Genomic DNA, 18,232 nt, shown 5'->3' on the forward strand with positions numbered 1-18,232 from the left:
AGGTGATATCGCCGCACCAGACTTGATTGGGCGCTGGCACGTCGAACTCACGGTTCAATGTGTTCGGGATATCCAGTCTTTCTATTGTTGCTCGTTTGTAGGCATGGGAGCCGGGTTGTTTGCTGACTAAATCAAGCTCGCGCATCAAGCTACGCACTTTGAATCGACCGAGTTGCTCACCGTCTTCACGCATCAGCGACAGGATGCTGCGACTGCCCGCAGAGCTGCGACTTTGCGAGAACAGCTCACTGACGCGACTACGCAATCGAAGCCGTTCAACATCGGGCGTGCGGCGCCGCAGGCGCTGGGCGTAGTAACACGAGCGAGTGACGTCAAACACCTTACACAGCCAATCAACCGGCTCATGGGCGCTCAACTGGTCAATCAGCGCGAACGCTCGTGATCTTCCGACATCAAGAGCGCGGTAGCCTTTTTTAGTATTGATTTCTCTCGCTCAAGCCGAGCAATCCGGGCTTCCAGCTCCTGATTTTTTTGCTGTTCCGGAGTCAGTGCCTTGCTCTGCGGGGTGACGCCTTTATGTTCTTTCTGAATCTGATCAACCCAGCGGCGCAATGCCGATTCACCAATGCCGAGTGAACGGCTGGCTTCGATGTAGCTGTAGTTTTGTTTGAGCACAAGGTCGGCAGCCTCGCGCTTGAATTCAGGAGTAAAGGAGCAGCGTTGTTTGGTCATCTGACACCTCGATCTGGCGAGCATTCTCGCCTAAATGGGTGTCCGGTTTCATTAGACCACTACAGAGAGCCTTCCCACATCAGTCGACTCGCCCCGGCAGCATTCCCGCCAGGACCTTATCCTTATCAATAAAGTGATGTTTCAGCGCTACCACCATATGCCCGCCCACAAGAGCTCCGCATAGCCACGCGCTGTAGGTATGAATCGCCTTTGCCAGGTCATAGAGGCTTTTATCTGGTTCCACCAGCGGCGGCAGTAGGAATAAGCCGGCCACCAGGATGGGCTTGTCAGCCACCGAGCTCCAGTACCAGCCGGATATCGGCAGCCCGACCAGCGCCACGATGTATAGCAACAGGTGGCCAATAAAGGCTGCACGCTTGACCAGCGGTGTCATGGTGTCTGGCATCGCCGGTGCCGCATGGGTCAGGCGCCAGGCGATGCGCAGGACGATGAGGAATATCAGCGTGCTCGCCATCGCCTTGTGTAAAAAGGTGAGTTGATGCTGCGGGTTGAATTCGTCGCGCCAATGAACGGCCACGAGCCCCACCAGCCAGGCGGCAATCCAGATGAGTGCCATGCCCCAGTGCAGCCACTTTGCCGTGGCTGTGTAGCTTTTTGCCTCTGTCATCTGGATACGCGCCTCCCTTTTGGTAGGCGCGATTATCGACAATTGGGCATGGCGGAAAACAGTAAAAACTTGATGATTCCTATCGGCTTTTCTGATTTCTGAATTTTCCTACGTTGCCCCGTCACTCGTCTGGCACGGAGTTTCAGCTTTCAGGATGCGCGAGCAAAAACCCAAGCAAGTGCTGCAAAAAAGCCTCTGGTGCCTCCTCCATCACAAAATGCCCGCAATCGGCAATGATTGCCCCGCGCAGGTCAGTGGCGTGCCCTTGGAGCGTCACCAGTGGTGCATCGTTGGTGGCATGTTCGGCGCCGATAGCCAGTACTGGCATTGCCAGCCTGCGGGTGGCGCGCTCGGTGTTTTGTCGGATTGTTTCGGGAATCGCGCGGTAGTAGTCGAACCCAGCACGCAAGCCGCCGGGGGTTGAGTAGGCGCGAATGTAGACGTCGCAGGCCACGGCATCGCGGTGGAATGACCAGCGGTCGAACATGAAGTTGAGGTACGTGTCCTCCCGTCCGGTGATGAGGGCTTCGGGCAGGTCCTGGATCTGGTTGAAGAGGAAGTGCCACAGGAAGATGTTTTGTTCCGTCGCGACAAAAATCGGTGGCGGTGGGGCCAGGCCGGGGATGACGGCCTCGGTTACGGTGAGTGTGCGCACGGCGTGTGGCTGGTCACTTGCCAGGGCATAGGCTACCCACATGCCGACATCGTGCCCAACCAGGTGATAGCGCGGGATGCCCAGCCCCAGCATCATCCGATGGAGCACGTCGGCAATATTGCCGGTGTCGAAGCCCAGTGCCGGCCGGTCTGAGTTGCCCAGGCCCGGCGGGTCGACGGCAATGGCCTGGAAGCCCTGAAATGCCAGGGCTTGCATGATGTGCCGGAAGGCGTACCAGGTTTGCGGCCAGCCTGGGATCAGCAACACCGGCTCCCCGGCACCGGCCATGACGCAGTGGATTTTCTTGCCGTCGATTCGCACATAGTGGTGTGTGAAAGCGTCGCTGGTATTGGGCGATGTGGCGGTGCGAGCGTTCATGGGCGTGCCTCGTGCTGCAGGCCGAGCATGGCCTGGATCTGCCGCTGATCGACCGGCGCACCGGCGAAGTCGTCAAAGGCCCGGTCGGTGACTTTAATGATGTGTCGGTTGATAAGCGCGACCCCTTCGCGGGCTCCGTCCTCCTGGTTTTTCAAGCAGCACTCCCATTCCAGCGTGGCCCAGCCCGGATAGTTGTATTGGGCCAGCTTGGAGAAAATGCCGTTGAAATCCACCTGGCCGTCACCCAGTGAGCGGAATCGGCCGGCACGGTCGGCCCAGTCGCTGTAGCCGCCGTAGATACCCTGGCGGCCAGTGGCGTTGAACTCGGCGTCCTTGACGTGAAACATACGGATGAACGACTGGTAAATATCGAGGTAGCTCAAGTAGTCCAGTTGTTGCAGCACGAAGTGGCTGGGGTCGAACAGGATCCGGCAGCGTGGATGCTGGTCAACCCGTTCGTAGAAACGCTCGAAACTGGTGCCGTCGTGGAGGTCTTCGCTGGGGTGGATTTCGTAGCAGAGGTTGACGCCTTTCTCGTCGGCAAGGTCCAAGAGCGGTCGCCAGCGCCGGGCCAGTTCGTCGAATGCGGTCTCGATAAGACCTTCCGGGCGTTGCGGGAAGGGGAACAGATAGGGCCAGGCGAGGGCGCCGGAAAACGTGCCCAGGTCTTCAAGGCCAAGCCTTTGCGAGGCCGTGATAGTCAATTTCATGCGTTCGATCGCCCATTCGGTACGGGCTTGGGGCCTGCCCCGCAGCGGTGCTGGAATAGAGGTGTCCCACAGGGCGTCATAGGCAGGATGAACCGCCACCAATTGGCCAAACATATGGCTGGTCAGTTCGCTGATCTGCAGGCCGTGGTCGCGGAGCATGCCCTTGAGGTCATCGCAATAAGCCTGGCTTTGCGCGGCCAGTTCGACATTGAAGAATCGGCTGTCCCAGGCCGGAATCTGCAGTGCCTTGAAACCTTGTGCCCTGGCCCACTGGGCGATGTTCTCCAGGCTGTTGAACGGCGGCTCGGCGGCACTGAATTGTGCCAGGTGCAAACTCGGTCCTTTAAGTGTACGCATCAGATTTTTCCTATTATTTGTCGCTCGACAAAGAATAGGCCGGGCCATTCACTACCGTCAACTCGATATGGGTTAAAGTGATGAAATCACACCAACAGGTAAGTAATTAATGGCCGGACGTCCGCGCGAATTTGATAGGGAAGCGGCATTGCAGCGCGCCATGTTGTTGTTCTGGGAGCAAGGATACGAGGGCACCAGCATGTCGGCGCTGGTGGCGGCGCTGGGCATTGCCTCGGCCAGGATCTACGCCGCCTTTGGCAGCAAGCAGGCGTTGTTTCGTGAGGCGGTGGCGCTATATGAAAGCGGCGAGGGTGGCTTTGCCGACTGTGCGCTGGCGCAGACAGGCTTGAGAAGCGCGATCAGGGACATGTTGGAGGATGCCATCACCACTTACACACAATCGGGCCGTCCCGGCGGATGCCTGGTGGTGAGTGCCGCAAGCAGCACCAGCCCCGACGGTGCCGAGGTGCAGCAATGGTTGCGTGAGCACCGCCGGCAACGCACCCAGTCGATCATCGACAGGCTGCACCGTGGGCAGGACAGCGGGGAGCTTGGCGAAGATGCCGATGTGCAGGCGCTGGGGGACTTTTATGCGACCTTTTTGCACGGTATTTCCATCCAGGCGCGGGATGGGGTTGCACCCGAGCGTCTGCGCCAGTCTGTCGAGGTGGCGCTGAGCCTGTTGCCAACACGACCGTCAAGTCCAGAACAGACGCCCGATCCCGCCGGAGCATGATATTCTGCGCGCCATCTTGGTCTATCCTTTCTCTGGTACGCACTCCCGAATGCGTACCGGCAGAGAGCTGTCGCCGAGGTAGCTGAAGCCAATAATGATAAAAAGTCAGCGCAGAAGGGACATAAAAGTGAGGTCGATACGTCGGCCTTGTGTGCCCACCCTGCAGTGCTTGCGAGTACGGGAACCAGCCGGACATTACCTGATGTTTGGCGTACCACGGTTGCCGGAAGGTCGAGGATGGTAGGGCGGAAGGCGTTTTATCATAGGTGCTACGATGTTTAAAAAAGTGAACACTGCTCTGTTGGGGCTGGCTTTGTCCATAGGGATTACTTCCGTCCAGGCGGAAGAGGCAAAAAAAGTCGATGTGCTATTGATCGGCGGCGGCATCATGAGTGCGACCCTGGGTGTATGGCTCAACGAGCTGCAGCCGGATTGGTCGATGGAGATGGTCGAGCGCCTGGACGGCGTCGCCGAAGAAAGCTCCAACGGTTGGAATAATGCCGGTACCGGTCACTCGGCCCTGGCTGAGCTGAACTACACCCCGGAAAACAAGGACGGCACCGTTGAGATCCCGAAAGCGGTCGAGATCAACGAAGCGTTCCAGATTTCCCGCCAGTTCTGGTCGTGGCAGGTTCAGCAAGGCGTTCTGAAGAACCCGCGCTCGTTCATCAACTCCACTCCGCACATGAGCTTTGTGTGGGGCGATGACAACATCAAGTTCCTGAAGAAGCGTTACGACGCACTACAGGCGAGCCCGTTGTTTGCTGGCATGGAATACTCCGAAGATCCGGTACAGATCAAGAAGTGGGTGCCGCTGATGATGGAAGGGCGTGACCCGAACCAGAAAATCGCCGCCACCTGGTCGCCGCTCGGCACTGACGTGAACTTCGGCGAGATTACCCGCCAGTTCGTCGCTCACCTGCAGACCACCCCCAAGTTCGACCTGAAACTGTCGAGCGAAGTGCAGGACATCACCAAGAACGCCGACGGTTCGTGGCGTGTGAGCTACAAAAACCTGAAAGACGGCACCAAGACCGAGACCGACGCCAAGTTCGTGTTCATCGGCGCGGGCGGCGGTGCCCTGCATCTGCTGCAAAAATCGGGTATTCCTGAAGCCAAGGAATACGCAGGCTTCCCGGTGGGTGGTTCGTTTTTGGTGACCGAGAACCCAACGATTGCCGAGCAACACCTGGCCAAGGCTTACGGCAAGGCGTCGGTTGGCGCGCCACCGATGTCGGTGCCGCACCTGGACACCCGCGTGCTGGATGGCAAGCGCGTGATCCTGTTTGGCCCATTCGCGACCTTCTCCACCAAGTTCCTCAAAGAAGGCTCGTACCTGGACCTGCTGACCAGCACCACCACCCACAACATCTGGCCAATGACCAAAGTCGGTATTCGTGAATACCCACTGGTCGAGTACCTTGCCGGCCAACTGATGCAGTCGGATGACGACCGCTTCAAGGCGCTGCAAGAGTACTTCCCGAACGCCAAGAAAGAAGACTGGCGCCTGTGGCAGGCCGGCCAGCGTGTGCAGATCATCAAGCGTGACGAAGAGCTGGGCGGCGTCCTGAAGCTCGGCACCGAAGTGGTCAGCTCCGCCGATAACACCATCGCCGGCCTGTTGGGTGCATCGCCAGGTGCGTCCACCGCAGCGCCGATCATGCTGACCGTGCTGGAAAAAGTGTTCAAGGACAAGGTCGCTACCCCGGCCTGGCAGGAAAAGCTCAAGCAGATCGTGCCGAGCTATGGCACCAAGCTGAACGGCAACCCTGAGCGGGTTGCGCAAGAGTGGGCCTACACCGCCAAGGTTCTGCAACTGACGCCTCCGCCAGCCATTCCACCAATGGCTGCACCAGCAGCGACCGAGGCTGCCAAGCCTGCGGCTGAGCCGAGCAAGCCGGCGGCTGACATTGCGCTGTAAGCGGTTGGCAAGGTCCTGAGACAGGATTGAGTTGCCCCATAAAACCCGCTGAACCGGTAACGGTCAGCGGGTTTTTGGTTTATGGCTTTTCGATCTGCTCATAGGAGTCAAATTCTGAAACCTTTTTTGATCTGCTCATGTAAGTGAAGTGCCAGGTGATTAGCGCTATCAGACAGTAGATAAAGCTGATGCGGCGGCAGCCCAGGTAACTGTATGCCGGGGATGAGCCTGGTCAGCCCGGCGCCCATGCGCTCTTCCTCGATCATCCCGACCGCCAATCCACACATGATGGCCGCCTCCACCGCCGTCGAGCTGGCACTCTCCAGCAGGACTCGGTAATAAACCCCATGTTCTTTCAGGGCCCGCAAGGCCGATGCCCGGTATGGGCAGCCGGTCAGTTGCACGGCGATGGGCAGTGGCGCCTGCTCGGGTCTCTGGAAGTTCTCGGCAACGACCCAGACAGGCTGGATCGTGCCGAGACGCTCGCCCTGTTCCAGCGGCTGCGAGCTGACAACCAGCGCCAGGTCAATTTGTTCGCGACTGAACATCGTGAACAGCTCACCACTGGACCTGGCCTCCACCTCCAACTCAAGCAGTGGATTGTCTGCAATCAGCAGCGGTAGGAAGTCGCGCATAAATGCTGGGGCGTATGAGTCAGGCAAGCCCAGGCGAATTTTGCCCTGCATGCGTTGTGGGCTGAGTGAGGCGAGCAAGCGGTCATGACTTTTCAGAAACTCCGTGGTTTCACTCAGCAATTTCTTGCCATACATCGTCAGTTCGACGCCCTGGTTGTTGCGGCTGAATAACCTTTGGCCCACCAGGTTTTCCAGCTTGTGGATTTGCGTGGTGACGGTCGACGCACTGCGATGCACATGGTTGGCTGCTTCGTTGAACCGTCGAAAGCGGGCAACCGCATGAAAGGTGCGTAGAAGGTCGATGTTCAATTGCTTGTTCATGATTCCTCTTTTGAGGATTAGTGGTGCAGATTATTCAAATATACAAAATCATGACCTCACTTTAGTCTTTTGGTCAAACAGGAGCGTGCCTGTCTATCGAATAAAAAGAGTTGGAGCGTATATGGATATCAACACGCTGGTTGTAGCGTCTTTGCAGAATAATCATGACCTCGGAGGGCGAATCTGGACCATTGAAAACGCTGAGAAATACTCGACCCTGTCTGAGCATCGGACGGCGCTTTCGCAGCAGGTCAGCGAAGAAATATTAGCGCTGATGACCGCCCTGAATAACCAGGGGATAAGCGCCGAAGGCATATGCGCTGCACCTTGTGGGTCGGGTTCCCTGGGCGAACTGCTGCAATCGGTCGCCAATGATCTGGTTGACCTGCTGGGGCAGGGCAGCTTGCATTACGTCGAGTTGGGTCCGGAGCCGGTGAAAACATCCGCCCTGATGGGGTATTTGCTGGAGTGTGGCGCTGAACCTGAGTATTACACCGCGGTTGATATCAACTGTGCTTCCCAGGGCATCATGCGCCGCGCGGTTGAGCCGATGCTGGCCACGCCCCAGGGGTTCTCCTATCTGGCCACCGATTTCCGGGACTTGCGCCGGCACCAGCTTGAACGCGGCCAGGATATAACGCTGATTACAATGCTGGGCTTCCAGGAGGGCAATGAGTTGCCCGATACCGTTGGCCAGATCATTCGCCGGGTGGGTGGCAGGCGAACGTATGTCTTGTCAGAAATGCAATTGTCCACGGTTGAGGATGATGCCCACATCCATCGGTTTTATAGCCACGAGTGCATGATTCGGTTCTCCGACCTGATCGGTTTGAAACTGGGGCTGGAGAAAACGGATAACCATCGAGTCGTCATCTCCGAGATCGAGCACCACGATGATCGCTACCGTGTCGCCGCAACGTTGCTGCCTGTCCACGACGGTCATGATGATGGCTATCTCTTGACGAATGTCTGCCTGAAATACACCCGCGAGCAATTTATCCGGGTACGCCAGGAGTACGGCAGTTGCCGAGTGATTGGTGAGTATTGCAGCGGAGACGGCAGTGTCATGTATCAACTGTCCGAATATTGCCCGGACCACGATTGCACTGACCGATAATAGAGGTGGATAGCCATGAGACGAGACGGTGACCTTCCGGTATTTGCGCAGGGAGCAGGACGGCTGAAACTGGCGTTGCAGGCATCGCTGTCTCCGGCATCGGGGCGATGCAAGCATCCTGGGGCATTGCTCGATACCTTGAAGCCTTGGAGTGATAGCTACTTACACAGCAGTGTTCCGGCACTTGGCTATCACCGAAGCCTTGCCGAACTGGGTTATGTGAACTCGCCGTTGGCCGTCGCCTCGGTTGAGCAGCTCACCGCCGTGGCACAGGTGGCGGGGTTATTTACCGAAGAGGGCGTCACGCAATTGCGTCGTGCCTGTTATCAGTTGGAGGCGGGCTCTACCACCAGCGACTGGATTATTTCCAATCGCACCCGTGCTGCCACTGAGTCCTCGACCCTTATTCGGGAAATGATGGGCAGTCGCGCCTTTTTGTTGGCGGTGTCGCATATTGCAGGCGTGCCTTTGGTGCCCCATCCATTTTTACGGGCGCGTTCACAGGTCAACTATTTCTACCCGCGCCAGACGCCTGAAGATAAAGCCCAGATTGGCATGTGGCATACCGACGGTACCAGTTTCGTATTGAATATCTTGCTATCGGACCCTGGTGAGTATGAAGGTGGAGAGTTTGTGTTTTTTGAAGGGCAGAACGAGCGCTTTGATCTGAATAACCTGGACGGGCACCTATGTACCAGCGTTGTCCGGTCCAGTGGCGATGCGGTCTACCTTTACGGCAGCCGTGTGTTTCATGGCGTGCGCCCTGTCACGGCCGGCCGGCGCATGTCGTTGGTACTTTCATTTCATTGTCCCTACAGTTCGGTCGATGTGAACAAGTTCTGGCACCTGGCATCCGATGACGGTGTGTTGAGGACGATCAGGCCATGGTTCCAGCTGAGGCGAAACCTGGCATTGCCTGCCGAGGAGCAATACCGTCGACTGGGCATTGCGCCTATTACCTTTGCCGAACTGGCGATGCCCAGGGGGCAATAATGAGGCTGCCCAAGCGCGCGACCCTGGGAACGCTGAAGTTACTGCTCTTGCAGATGGTGTTTGTCTTGTCTTGGAGCTCCGGTTTTATTGGGGCGAAGATGGGGGCTCAGGATGCAGGCGCGTTCAACTTACTGTTCTGGCGTTTTTTGCTGGTCTCGGTGTGCCTGGGGCTGTTTTTGAATAGCGCGCTGCTGAAGGTTTCCTGGGCGCAAATCCGCCACCACGCGGTGATCGGTTTTTTGTCGCAGTTTCTTTATTTGAGTTGTGTCTACGTGGCCATCCAAAATGGGTTGCCACCGGGTATTGCGGCAATTATCGCGGCGCTTCAGCCACTGATGACGGCCGCACTGTCGTCGGGCAGTACCACAGAGCGCAGCGGAGCATGGCAATGGCTGGGTTTGCTGGTGGGCTTTTGCGGGGTGTCGATTGTGATCGCGGGGCAGTACCGCAATAGTGGTGCCGAGGTCGGGCTGGTCATGTATTTACTGCCGCTTGTCTCGGCCTTGGGGCTGACGATGGCGACATTGTATGAGCGCCGCTCAGCGCTTAAGCAGACCCATCGCAGTAGCTTGAGCCTGTCGCTGTTTATCCAGTCACTGATGACCTTGATGGGCTTCACTGCGGCGGTGCTCTACACCGATACGTTAAGCGTTCCCCAGGACCGCGCCGTACTGGTCTCGATCGTTTGGCTGACGGTGTTTTCTACGTTTATCGCGTATCTGAGCCTCTGGATGTTGTTACGGGTTATGACTGCGACCCATGTCGCGGCGCTGGTTTACCTGGAGCCCCCCGTGACGTTGGTCTGGGCGGCAATCATGTTTGGCGATGTGATTTACACCTCGACGTATGTGGGTATTGCCGTGGTGGTGGCAGGGTTGATTCTGGTCCGTTTGAAAAGACAGGCGATGGCGTGTGCGTCGTGAATATTATGCCCACGCCGCTTGTTTGGAGGGTGGTGTTCAGCTCGGCTTTTTCGTTCCCAAAAGCCGCACTTCCTTGAGCAACGCCGCGCCCAATTGCTCCGTACCCAGTTCTTTGTACCCCACAGCCTTGATATCACCGTTCTGTTCCGCCTGGATGATGATCACCGGCGTCTCCTTGCCGGTACCTGCTTCGACATGCAGGGCGTATTGGGGAATATCCATCTTGATCGGCGTACCTGCCGCCTTGCCTTTCACATTGATCAGAAACGCCGCACAGCCATTGTCGACATCGTCGTTGGTCGCAGACCGTCCACTGACGAAGCAGGTCTCGGGGAGGTCCGGCCAGGCGATGGTTTCTGCCAGGGCGAGGGTGGGGGTCAGGAGCAGGGCAGCGAGCAGAAGCGTGCGCACGTTGGGCGGTCTCTCAAGGGGCGGTGGAACACAGGTTTTATCAAAGCCGGTCCATTGCAGCAACGCCAGGGTTCAGCCCAGGCGGCGCATACCGGTGGCTTTCGCGGCGTCGTTATCAAAGGTGGCCGTGTATTCGCACCCGGCAGCGTGGGCGCAGCGCTCGATCAGGCAGTCGGCAAAGTCCGCCTTGGTCGTGGTGAATCGGCGTACGGCCTGCCAGATAAGTTCGGCCTGTTCGATGATCAGTTCACGGGTGCGCAGCAGGGTTTCCAGAACCGCCACCACTTGCGTCTTGGTGCATGGGTAGCAGCTCTGTAACACCCAGACCAACTCCACCACCGAGACCAGGCTGACGAAACCCGGCGCAGTAACGGTCAGGGATTCGATCAGGTGCGTGGCCTTGGCCGATTGAACCGGGTCGTCCTGAGTGACATAGCGCACCAGCACATTGGTATCCAGGCCAATCATCCCGCTTTTGCTCCTTGCACGGCGATTGCCTGGTTCATCTGTTCAATGCTGACGGCCGTGGCGGGCTTGCGGATCAGCCCCTTGAGGTCCTGGACGCTGTGGTTGGCGGCGATGATGGCGAACTTGCCATCGTCCATTTCGACAAATTCCACCCGGTCTCCGGTGTCCAGGCCCAATGCGGCCCGGACTTGAACGGGGATGGTGATTTGTCCTTTTGAGGTAAGTGTGGCGGTGGCCATAATGAAGATCTCCAACGGGATATTCCTTACCTTAGGGTAAGGAATAATGGAGGACAAGATCCGTTGGTCCATAGGTCGCTCTTCTGCAGGTGTCGGTGGTCGGAATAGATAAAACCCTAGTCCGCTTTTATGCCTTCGACACCCCTCAGACAGCCCTAAAGCAATACAACCTATGACCTGGCCATTTGCCTTATTGCACCACGCGATAGCACGGCACATACGCCGCGCCACCGGGCAGTTTCATCCGGTGTTGCTCCACAAACGCCTTCAACAGCTCATCCAGCGGCTTCATGATGGTCGGGTCGCCGTGGATTTCGTACGGGCCGTTCTGTTCGATCAGGCGGATGCCCTTGTCCTTGACGTTACCCGCCACAATCCCCGAGAACGCCCGGCGCAGGTTGGCCGCCAGTTCATGGGGCGGCAGGCTGTGGCTTAGTTGCAGGCTGGCCATGTTGGCGTGGGTCGGGTCGAATGGGCGCTGGAAGCCTTCGTCGATCTTCAGCAGCCAGTTGAAGTGGAAGGCGTCGTTGCGCTCGCGGCGGAACTGTTTGACGGCCTTCAGGCCCGCAGTCATCTGCCGGGCAACTTCGGCAGGGTCATCGATGATGATCTGGTAGTGGGCCTGGGCCGCCTCACCCAGGGTCGCGCCGACAAACGCATGCAGCTGTTGCAGGTACGGTGCCGCCTGTTTTGGCCCGGTGAGGATGACCGGGAAGGGCACATCACGGTTGTCCGGGTGCATCAGGATACCCAGCAGGTACAGGAACTCTTCGGCCGTACCGGCGCCGCCGGGGAAGATGATGATGCCGTGGCCGACACGCACAAAGGCTTCCAGGCGTTTTTCGATATCCGGCAGGATCACCAGTTCGTTGACAATCGGGTTCGGCGCCTCGGCGGCGATGATGCCAGGCTCGGTGAGGCCCAGGTAGCGCCCGCCGGTGATGCGTTGCTTGGCGTGGGAAATGGTCGCGCCCTTCATCGGGCCTTTCATCACGCCTGGGCCGCAACCGGTGCACACGTCGAGGCTGCGCAGGCCCAGTTCGTGCCCGACTTTCTTGGTGTATTTGTATTCTTCGGTATTGATCGAGTGTCCACCCCAGCACACCACGATCTTCGGCTCGACACCGGGGCGCAGCGTACGCGCGTTGCGCAGCAGGTGGAATACGTAGTCGGTGATGCCCTGGGAGGTGCTCAGGTCAATGCGTTGGCTGTCGAGCTCGTTTTCGGTGTAGACGATGTCGCGCAGGGCGCTGAACAGCATTTCCCGGGTGCTGGCGATCATTTCGCCATCCACGAACGCATCAGCCGGCGCGTTCAGCAGCTCCAGGCGTACGCCACGATCCTGTTGATGGATGCGCACCTCGAAGTCCTTGTAGGCGTCGAGGATGGTCTTGGCGTTATCGATATGGGCGCCGGTGTTGAGGATAGCCAGGGCGCACTGGCGAAACAGCGTATAGATGCTGCCGGAACCGGCTTCGCTCAGTTGCTGGACTTCACGTTGCGACAGCGTTTCGAGACTGCCCTTGGGGCTGACGGAGGCATTGATGACTTGGCGTTGAGGCATTCTTATTCCCTGAAAGCGCAGCCACCGGGCGATGAACAGCCCGTGGCATGAGGATGACGAGCGCCGAATACGGTCGCACAGGACAGGCATTCTCCCCGCCCTACAGGCAGGACGCAAACGCCGCCCTGGCTCATCATGCCGCAGAATTTGCTGAATTCGCGCCCTTGTTGGAAAAATATAGCGCCTTTGGCCGGTGTGGATTGGATTTTGCGAACAGAAGAATTGCGACTATCGTGACGCTTCGGTTTTTCGGACGTCATAGACCAGTACGATTGACGCCGTAATGGCCACCATTGGCCATCGGCACCTTGGAAGAGGCAGAAATTTTATGATCATCAAACCGCGGGTTCGTGGCTTTATCTGTGTGACCGCCCACCCTGTTGGCTGCGAAGCAAACGTCAAAGAGCAGATCGACTACGTGACCGAACACGGTGCCATCGAAGGCGGCCCGAAGAAAGTCCTGGTGCTCGGTGCGTCCACCGGTTACGGCCTGGCTGCACGTATCAGTGCCGCTTTTGGTTGTGGCGCCGACACCCTTGGTGTGTTTTTTGAAAAAGAAGGCGAAGAAGGCAAGCTCAGCTCTGCCGGTTGGTACAACAGCGCCGCTTTCCACAAGTTCGCCGCCCAAAAAGGCCTGTACGCCAAGAGCATCAATGGCGATGCGTTCTCTGACGAGATCAAGCGCCTGACCATCGAAACCATCAAGAAAGACCTGGGCAAGATCGACCTGGTGGTCTACAGCCTGGCCGCGCCACGCCGTACCGACCCCCAGGGCGTGGTGCACAACTCCACCCTCAAGCCGATCGGCAAGGCCGTGACCCTGCGTGGGATCAACACCGACAAGGGTGTGGTCGTGGATACCACCCTGGAACCGGCCACCCAGGAAGAAATCGACGGCACCGTCAAAGTGATGGGCGGCGAAGACTGGCAGCTGTGGATCGACGCCCTGCGTGATGCCGACGTGCTGGCCGAAGGCGCCAAGACCACCGCCTTCACCTACCTGGGCGAAAAACTGACCCAGGATATCTACTGGAACGGCTCCATCGGCGAGGCCAAGAAAGACCTCGACAAGAAAGTCCTGACCCTGCGCGACAACCTCGCGGCACTCAAGGGCGATGCCCGGGTCTCGGTGCTCAAGGCCGTGGTCACCCAGGCCAGCTCGGCAATCCCGATCATGCCGCTGTACCTGTCGCTGCTGTTCAAGGTGATGAAAGAGCAGGGTACCCACGAAGGCTGCATCGAGCAGGTCTACGGCCTGTTCAAGGACAGCCTGTACGGCAGCGAACCGAAGCTCGACGCCGATGGCCGCCTGCGCGCCGACCTGGCTGAGCTGGAGCCAAAAGTCCAGGACGCCGTGGCGGCATTGTGGAACCAGGTCACCGATGACAACGTCAACGAGATCAGCGACTTTGCCGGCTACAAGGCGGAGTTCCTGCGCCTGTTCGGTTTCGAGATTGCTGGCGTGGATTACGAGGCTGACGTCAATCCGACCGTGAAGATCGAAGGCCTGGTCCAGGCTTAAGCGCTAACAAACGAAGCGAAACCCTTGTGGGAGCTGTCGAGCCCCGGCGAGGCTGCGATAGTGGTGGTTCAGGCAACATAATGTTGCAGTGCCGTCGCTATCGCAGCCTCGCCGGGGCTCGACAGCTCCCACATTTGCTTCATGCTGGGTGTTCCAGTGACCACACTCGGCTAACGGAGGATCTTCATGACGATTCGTGCAGTAGTTTTTGATTTCGGCGGTGTCCTGTTTGATTGGAGCCCGCACCATCTGTACCGCCAACTGATTCCCGGTGACCAGGAACGCCAGTGGTTCCTCGACAACATCTGCACCCAGGCCTGGAACACCGAACAGGACGCTGGGCGCACCCTGGCTGAAGCCACCCACAGCCTGATCGCCGCACACCCGCAACATGAAGCCCTGATCCGGGCCTACTACGAGCGCTGGCATGAAATGCTGCGCGGCCCGCTCGCAGGCGGCGTGGCGATTCTTGAAGACTTGCATGAGGCCAACGTACCGCTGTTCGGCCTGACCAACTGGTCCGCAGAAACCTTCCCCTATGCCCGTGCCAACTACCCCTTCCTCCAATACTTTCGCAAGATCGTGGTGTCTGGCGAGGTGAAGCTGATCAAGCCTGACCCGGCGATCTACCGCGCCAGCCTCGACCAGGTGCGCGCCCATCTGCCGGATATCCAGCCCGAAGAAGTGGTGTTTATCGACGATGTGGCCGAAAACGCCAATGCCGCGACGGCCCTGGGCTGGCGTGGTATTCATCATGTTTCACCCGAGCAGACCCGCCGTGAACTCCAGGCCCTGGGGGTGAGTGTCTAGCGCGCCCATTGTTCGAGCGCGAAGTCGACGAAGGCCCGCAGCTTGGGCAGGCGATAGCGGTCCTGCGCATATAACAGGTGCATCGAGCGCGAAGGTGACTGATAGCCTGGCAGGAGCGTCACCAGGCGTCCCGCCAACAGATCGGTGCCGACCAGGGCGTCGGGCAGCATCACGATGCCCATGCCTTCGACGGCGGCACGGTGCAGGGCCTGGGAGCTGTTGATGGTCATGGGCCCGGACACGGTGACTTCGATTTCACCCTCGGCACCCTGCAGGCGCCAGAGTTTGTCGGCGTTGCGCCAGTCATCGGTCGAGGGGTAGGCGAATGCCAGGCAGTCGTGGTTCTGCAAATCCATGGGGTGCAGGGGTGTACCCCGGCGGGCCAGGTAATCCGGCGATGCGCATAGGGTCATGGTGTAGTCCTGCAAGGGCCGGGCGATCAAGCTCGAAGGTTGCAGCTCACCGAGGCGGAGCGCCACGTCGAAGCCGCTGTCGATCAGGTCCATCGCTTGATTGCTCAGCACCACGTACAGCTGGATCTGCGGGTAGCGCCGGGAGAATTCGCTGAGCGCCGGTGCCAGGCGCTCGGCGCCGAACGCGGGCGGGGCCGTGATGCGCAGTAGCCCTTGTGGCGCCTCGCGGTGGATCTGTTCAGCCAGTTGCTCGGAGTTGGCCACCAGGCCCAGTACTTCCAGGCAGCGCTGGTAATAGAGGCCGCCGAACTCGGTCAGGCTTTGCTTGCGGGTGGTGCGCTTGAGCAAGCTGACGCCGAGGCGCCGCTCCAGGGCCCGCAGGTGGTTGCCGACCATGGTGGTCGACAGGCCACAGGCCTGGGCTGCTGCGGTCATGCTGCCGGTCTCCACGACCTTGACGTAGACGGTCATTGCCTGGAACAGGTCCATTATCAAGCCCTGGTTAAAAGTCATTGCAGATCTGCGCAGTTTATCCAGCTTGAGTGGCTAACGATACTAGGGCCCTGACCCCGATGGAGCCCGATGCCATGACCGCCGCTTGCCTGATGACCACCTATCAACCCCTGGCCCTGAGCTTTACCCGTGGCCTGGGCACCCGCCTGTGGGACCAGCAGGGCCGTGAATACCTCGACGCCGTGGCCGGGGTTGCCGTGACCAATGTCGGTCACTCCCACCCACGGCTGGTGACGGCGATCAGCGAGCAGGCCGGGTTGCTGTTGCATACCTCCAACTTGTACGGCATCGACTGGCAGCAGCGCCTGGCCCAACGCTTGAGCCAGCTCTGCGGCCTGGACCAGGCGTTCTTCAACAACTCCGGCGCCGAAGCCAACGAAACCGCGTTGAAACTGGCGCGCCTGCATGGCTGGAAAAAAGGCATCGAGCAGCCGCTGGTGGTGGTCATGGAGAATGCCTTCCATGGCCGCACCCTGGGCACCCTGGCTGCCAGTGACGGGCCATCGGTGCGCCTGGGGTTCCAGCGTTTGCCGGGGGACTTCATCAAGGTCGGCTTTGGCGACCTGGCGGCACTGGACGCGGTGACCCGTGAGTTCGGGCCCCGGATCGTGGCCATATTGCTGGAACCGATCCAGGGCGAAAGTGGTGTGCAACTGGCGCCGCCGGGTTATCTGAAAGCCTTGCGTGCCCACTGCAGCCAACACGGTTGGTTATTGATGCTCGATGAGATCCAGACCGGCATCGGGCGGACCGGCACCTGGTTTGCCTTCCAGCAGGAGGGAATCGTCCCGGACGTCATGACCCTGGCCAAGGGCCTGGGCAACGGTATTCCGATTGGCGCCTGCCTGGCCCGCGCCTCGGTGGGCAAGCTGTTCACCCCCGGCAGCCACGGCAGCACCTTTGGCGGTAACCCGCTGGCGTGCCGTGTGGGCTGTACGGTGCTGGACATCATTGAAGAACAAAGCCTGCTGGAGAACGCCGCACGCCAGGGCGAGCGCCTGCTGGCGCGGCTGCGGGTGGAGTTGAGCGAGCACCCGCAGGTGCTGGCGATCCGCGGGCGTGGTCTGATGATCGGCATTGAGCTGGCCACGCCGCAGCGCGACCTGGCGGAACGGGCCGCACGGGAGCAGGGTTTGTTGCTCAATGTCACGCGGGGCAAGGTCATTCGCCTGCTGCCGCCCCTGACCCTGGACAGCAAGGAAGTGGAGATGATTGTGCGGGGCATCGTTCGGCTACTGTGACCCCGGCCCGTTCAGCCATTCCTGGTTCATCGTCTGGCTGTCCCCCAGGTAGTCCAGGAGCCAGGCCATGGCCGGCGACAGTTTGCTCTGCGCCCAGGCCATGCAGGATGGGCTGGCCGGGAAGGGGCGAGACAGTTGCAGTACCACCAACTCACCGCTGTCGATCAGCGGCTGTGCCAGGTGCGAAGGCACCATGCCGACACACAGGCCGTCCCGCAGGCAGTCAATGGCGGAGGTCCAGTTCGGTACGACCAGCCGCCGCTGGTTATCCAGGGTCCAGGTGTCGCGCTTGGGCAGGCTGCGCGAGGTGTCGGTCAGGCACAATGACGCGAACGGGCGCAGTTGCTCGTCACTGATCAAGCCCGCTACCTGCGCCAGGGGATGCCGGGCACTGACCACGCCCGACCAGTTCAACAACCCCATGTCGCGAAACGTGAAATGGCTGGCCACCGGCACCGCGCTGGTGGCGCCGATCACGATATCGGTACGTTCGTCCGCCAGGGCATCCCACACCCCGTTGTACACCTCGTACTCCAGCAACAACTCCACGTCGGGGAAGTGGCGATAGAAGTCCAGCACCAGTTGCCGGCAGCGCTGCTGCTTGACGATGGAGTCCACCGCCACTTTCAACTGGCCGCTCCAGCCATTGGCTACCTGCTGGCACAGCCGGCGGGTGCCGAGCATGGTTTTCATCACGCCCCGGGCTTCATCGATAAACAGGCGCCCGGCAGGCGTCAGTTCCACATCGCGGTGGCGGCGGACAAACAACGGCACCGCCAACCATTCTTCGATTTGCCGGACGGTGTAGCTGATGGCCGAGGGCACGCGGTGCAGTTCCTGGGCGGCTGCACTGAAACTGCCGTGACGGGCCACGGCATCCACCACATCCAGGGAGTATTCGGACCACATGGGTGTTGCCTTCAAAAATATTGATAATAGTCTCCAATTATTATCGCTTCACAGGGTAACTGTCAGCTTCATAAT

At 59.3% G+C, this 18,232-nt stretch carries 18 protein-coding genes and 1 pseudogene; 8 read left to right on the top strand and 11 right to left on the bottom strand.

Annotated features, from left to right (window positions below; genetic code table 11):
- From AO268_RS25745 to AO268_RS25760, 4 genes and pseudogenes are all read right to left on the bottom strand, one after another.
- Positions 1 to 693, bottom strand: a pseudogene (locus AO268_RS25745) (IS3 family transposase); the annotation flags it as partial.
- A 79-nt stretch (positions 694 to 772) separates the two neighbouring features.
- A complete protein-coding gene (locus AO268_RS25750; protein WP_099170255.1) occupies positions 773 to 1,321 on the bottom strand; it encodes a cytochrome b in 549 nt (182 codons plus the stop codon).
- 142 nt (positions 1,322 to 1,463) lie between these two features.
- Positions 1,464 to 2,354 carry an alpha/beta fold hydrolase gene (locus AO268_RS25755; RefSeq protein WP_099170256.1) on the bottom strand — a complete coding sequence of 297 codons (891 nt, stop codon included), beginning with the start codon at positions 2,352 to 2,354 and terminating at the stop codon, positions 1,464 to 1,466.
- Positions 2,351 to 3,421, bottom strand: coding sequence for a sugar phosphate isomerase/epimerase family protein (locus tag AO268_RS25760; RefSeq protein ID WP_099170257.1), 1,071 nt, complete (start codon positions 3,419 to 3,421; stop codon positions 2,351 to 2,353). The genes AO268_RS25755 and AO268_RS25760 overlap by 4 nt, the downstream gene beginning before the upstream one ends.
- Positions 3,422 to 3,530: 109 nt before the next feature.
- On the opposite strand from AO268_RS25760, the gene AO268_RS25765 reads away from it, so the two are divergent.
- Together AO268_RS25765 and mqo are read left to right on the top strand one after the other, a co-directional pair.
- A complete protein-coding gene (locus AO268_RS25765) occupies positions 3,531 to 4,157 on the top strand; it encodes a TetR/AcrR family transcriptional regulator (RefSeq protein WP_099170258.1) in 627 nt (208 codons plus the stop codon).
- Between the two features lie 274 nt (positions 4,158 to 4,431).
- The gene (gene mqo / locus AO268_RS25770) at positions 4,432 to 6,078 is read left to right on the top strand and encodes a malate dehydrogenase (quinone) (RefSeq protein WP_099170259.1); all 1,647 of its coding nucleotides are present in this window, start codon (positions 4,432 to 4,434) and stop codon (positions 6,076 to 6,078) included.
- Between the two features lie 107 nt (positions 6,079 to 6,185).
- On the opposite strand, the gene AO268_RS25775 is transcribed toward mqo, so the two are convergent.
- Positions 6,186 to 7,034: a LysR family transcriptional regulator gene (locus tag AO268_RS25775; RefSeq protein ID WP_099170260.1), complete on the bottom strand. Its 849-nt coding sequence runs from the start codon at positions 7,032 to 7,034 to the stop codon at positions 6,186 to 6,188.
- 121 nt (positions 7,035 to 7,155) lie between these two features.
- On the opposite strand from AO268_RS25775, the gene AO268_RS25780 reads away from it, so the two are divergent.
- The 3 genes from AO268_RS25780 to AO268_RS25790 are packed head-to-tail and all read left to right on the top strand — an operon-like array spanning position 7,156 to position 10,067.
- Positions 7,156 to 8,151, top strand: coding sequence for a hypothetical protein (locus AO268_RS25780; RefSeq protein WP_076961297.1), 996 nt, complete (start codon positions 7,156 to 7,158; stop codon positions 8,149 to 8,151).
- A gap of 15 nt (positions 8,152 to 8,166) precedes the next feature.
- Positions 8,167 to 9,144, top strand: coding sequence for a HalD/BesD family halogenase (locus AO268_RS25785; protein WP_099170261.1), 978 nt, complete (start codon positions 8,167 to 8,169; stop codon positions 9,142 to 9,144).
- Positions 9,144 to 10,067, top strand: a complete 924-nt coding sequence (locus AO268_RS25790) for a DMT family transporter (protein ID WP_099170262.1) — start codon at positions 9,144 to 9,146, stop codon at positions 10,065 to 10,067. Before AO268_RS25785 ends, AO268_RS25790 begins: the two co-directional genes overlap by 1 nt.
- A gap of 36 nt (positions 10,068 to 10,103) precedes the next feature.
- On the opposite strand, the gene AO268_RS25795 is transcribed toward AO268_RS25790, so the two are convergent.
- The 4 genes from AO268_RS25795 to ppnN form a co-directional block, all read right to left on the bottom strand.
- A complete protein-coding gene (locus AO268_RS25795; protein WP_076961300.1) occupies positions 10,104 to 10,478 on the bottom strand; it encodes a hypothetical protein in 375 nt (124 codons plus the stop codon).
- A gap of 72 nt (positions 10,479 to 10,550) precedes the next feature.
- Entirely contained in the window at positions 10,551 to 10,946 is a 396-nt protein-coding gene (locus tag AO268_RS25800; protein WP_076961301.1) for a PIN domain-containing protein, read from the bottom strand.
- The gene (locus AO268_RS25805) at positions 10,943 to 11,257 is read right to left on the bottom strand and encodes an AbrB/MazE/SpoVT family DNA-binding domain-containing protein (protein WP_167376348.1); all 315 of its coding nucleotides are present in this window, start codon (positions 11,255 to 11,257) and stop codon (positions 10,943 to 10,945) included. The genes AO268_RS25800 and AO268_RS25805 overlap by 4 nt, the downstream gene beginning before the upstream one ends.
- A 118-nt stretch (positions 11,258 to 11,375) precedes the next feature.
- Complete coding sequence (ppnN, locus tag AO268_RS25810) at positions 11,376 to 12,749, bottom strand: nucleotide 5'-monophosphate nucleosidase PpnN (RefSeq protein WP_076961302.1); 1,374 nt, start codon at positions 12,747 to 12,749, stop codon at positions 11,376 to 11,378.
- A 328-nt stretch (positions 12,750 to 13,077) separates the two neighbouring features.
- Here ppnN and fabV point away from each other — a divergent pair, with 328 nt between their 5' ends.
- Positions 13,078 to 14,271 carry an enoyl-ACP reductase FabV gene (gene fabV / locus AO268_RS25815; RefSeq protein ID WP_099170263.1) on the top strand — a complete coding sequence of 398 codons (1,194 nt, stop codon included), beginning with the start codon at positions 13,078 to 13,080 and terminating at the stop codon, positions 14,269 to 14,271.
- A 186-nt stretch (positions 14,272 to 14,457) separates the two neighbouring features.
- Positions 14,458 to 15,081, top strand: coding sequence for an HAD family hydrolase (locus tag AO268_RS25820; protein ID WP_099170264.1), 624 nt, complete (start codon positions 14,458 to 14,460; stop codon positions 15,079 to 15,081).
- Here the strand turns inward: AO268_RS25820 and AO268_RS25825 are convergent.
- A complete protein-coding gene (locus tag AO268_RS25825) occupies positions 15,078 to 15,983 on the bottom strand; it encodes a LysR family transcriptional regulator (RefSeq protein WP_099170265.1) in 906 nt (301 codons plus the stop codon). The two genes, AO268_RS25820 and AO268_RS25825, sit on opposite strands and share 4 nt — an antisense overlap.
- Positions 15,984 to 16,081: 98 nt before the next feature.
- On the opposite strand from AO268_RS25825, the gene AO268_RS25830 reads away from it, so the two are divergent.
- Positions 16,082 to 17,248, top strand: coding sequence for an aspartate aminotransferase family protein (locus AO268_RS25830; RefSeq protein ID WP_099170266.1), 1,167 nt, complete (start codon positions 16,082 to 16,084; stop codon positions 17,246 to 17,248).
- Here AO268_RS25830 and punR read toward each other — a convergent pair.
- The gene (punR, locus tag AO268_RS25835; RefSeq protein ID WP_099170267.1) at positions 17,240 to 18,157 is read right to left on the bottom strand and encodes a DNA-binding transcriptional activator PunR; all 918 of its coding nucleotides are present in this window, start codon (positions 18,155 to 18,157) and stop codon (positions 17,240 to 17,242) included. The genes AO268_RS25830 and punR overlap by 9 nt on opposite strands.
- Positions 18,158 to 18,232: the final 75 nt, after the last annotated feature.

The sequence above is a fragment of the Pseudomonas sp. ICMP 8385 genome, from assembly GCF_002699915.1.
Classification (GTDB): Bacteria; Pseudomonadota; Gammaproteobacteria; order Pseudomonadales; family Pseudomonadaceae; genus Aquipseudomonas; species Aquipseudomonas gessardii.

Bases quoted from the DNA above. Each gene is read 5' to 3' on its own strand.
- AO268_RS25825 (WP_099170265.1), bottom strand. From the start codon at position 15,983: ATGGACCTGTTCCAGGCAATGACCGTCTACGTCAAGGTCGTGGAGACC.
- AO268_RS25750 (WP_099170255.1), bottom strand. From the start codon at position 1,321: ATGACAGAGGCAAAAAGCTACACAGCCACGGCAAAGTGGCTGCACTGG.
- AO268_RS25780 (WP_076961297.1), top strand. From the start codon at position 7,156: ATGGATATCAACACGCTGGTTGTAGCGTCTTTGCAGAATAATCATGAC.
- AO268_RS25805 (WP_167376348.1), bottom strand. From the start codon at position 11,257: ATGGACCAACGGATCTTGTCCTCCATTATTCCTTACCCTAAGGTAAGG.
- AO268_RS25820 (WP_099170264.1), top strand. From the start codon at position 14,458: ATGACGATTCGTGCAGTAGTTTTTGATTTCGGCGGTGTCCTGTTTGAT.
- AO268_RS25760 (WP_099170257.1), bottom strand. From the start codon at position 3,421: ATGCGTACACTTAAAGGACCGAGTTTGCACCTGGCACAATTCAGTGCC.
- AO268_RS25755 (WP_099170256.1), bottom strand. From the start codon at position 2,354: ATGAACGCTCGCACCGCCACATCGCCCAATACCAGCGACGCTTTCACA.
- AO268_RS25790 (WP_099170262.1), top strand. From the start codon at position 9,144: ATGAGGCTGCCCAAGCGCGCGACCCTGGGAACGCTGAAGTTACTGCTC.
- AO268_RS25775 (WP_099170260.1), bottom strand. From the start codon at position 7,034: ATGAACAAGCAATTGAACATCGACCTTCTACGCACCTTTCATGCGGTT.
- AO268_RS25785 (WP_099170261.1), top strand. From the start codon at position 8,167: ATGAGACGAGACGGTGACCTTCCGGTATTTGCGCAGGGAGCAGGACGG.
- punR (WP_099170267.1), bottom strand. From the start codon at position 18,157: ATGTGGTCCGAATACTCCCTGGATGTGGTGGATGCCGTGGCCCGTCAC.
- AO268_RS25830 (WP_099170266.1), top strand. From the start codon at position 16,082: ATGACCGCCGCTTGCCTGATGACCACCTATCAACCCCTGGCCCTGAGC.
- mqo (WP_099170259.1), top strand. From the start codon at position 4,432: ATGTTTAAAAAAGTGAACACTGCTCTGTTGGGGCTGGCTTTGTCCATA.
- AO268_RS25800 (WP_076961301.1), bottom strand. From the start codon at position 10,946: ATGATTGGCCTGGATACCAATGTGCTGGTGCGCTATGTCACTCAGGAC.
- fabV (WP_099170263.1), top strand. From the start codon at position 13,078: ATGATCATCAAACCGCGGGTTCGTGGCTTTATCTGTGTGACCGCCCAC.
- ppnN (WP_076961302.1), bottom strand. From the start codon at position 12,749: ATGCCTCAACGCCAAGTCATCAATGCCTCCGTCAGCCCCAAGGGCAGT.
- AO268_RS25765 (WP_099170258.1), top strand. From the start codon at position 3,531: ATGGCCGGACGTCCGCGCGAATTTGATAGGGAAGCGGCATTGCAGCGC.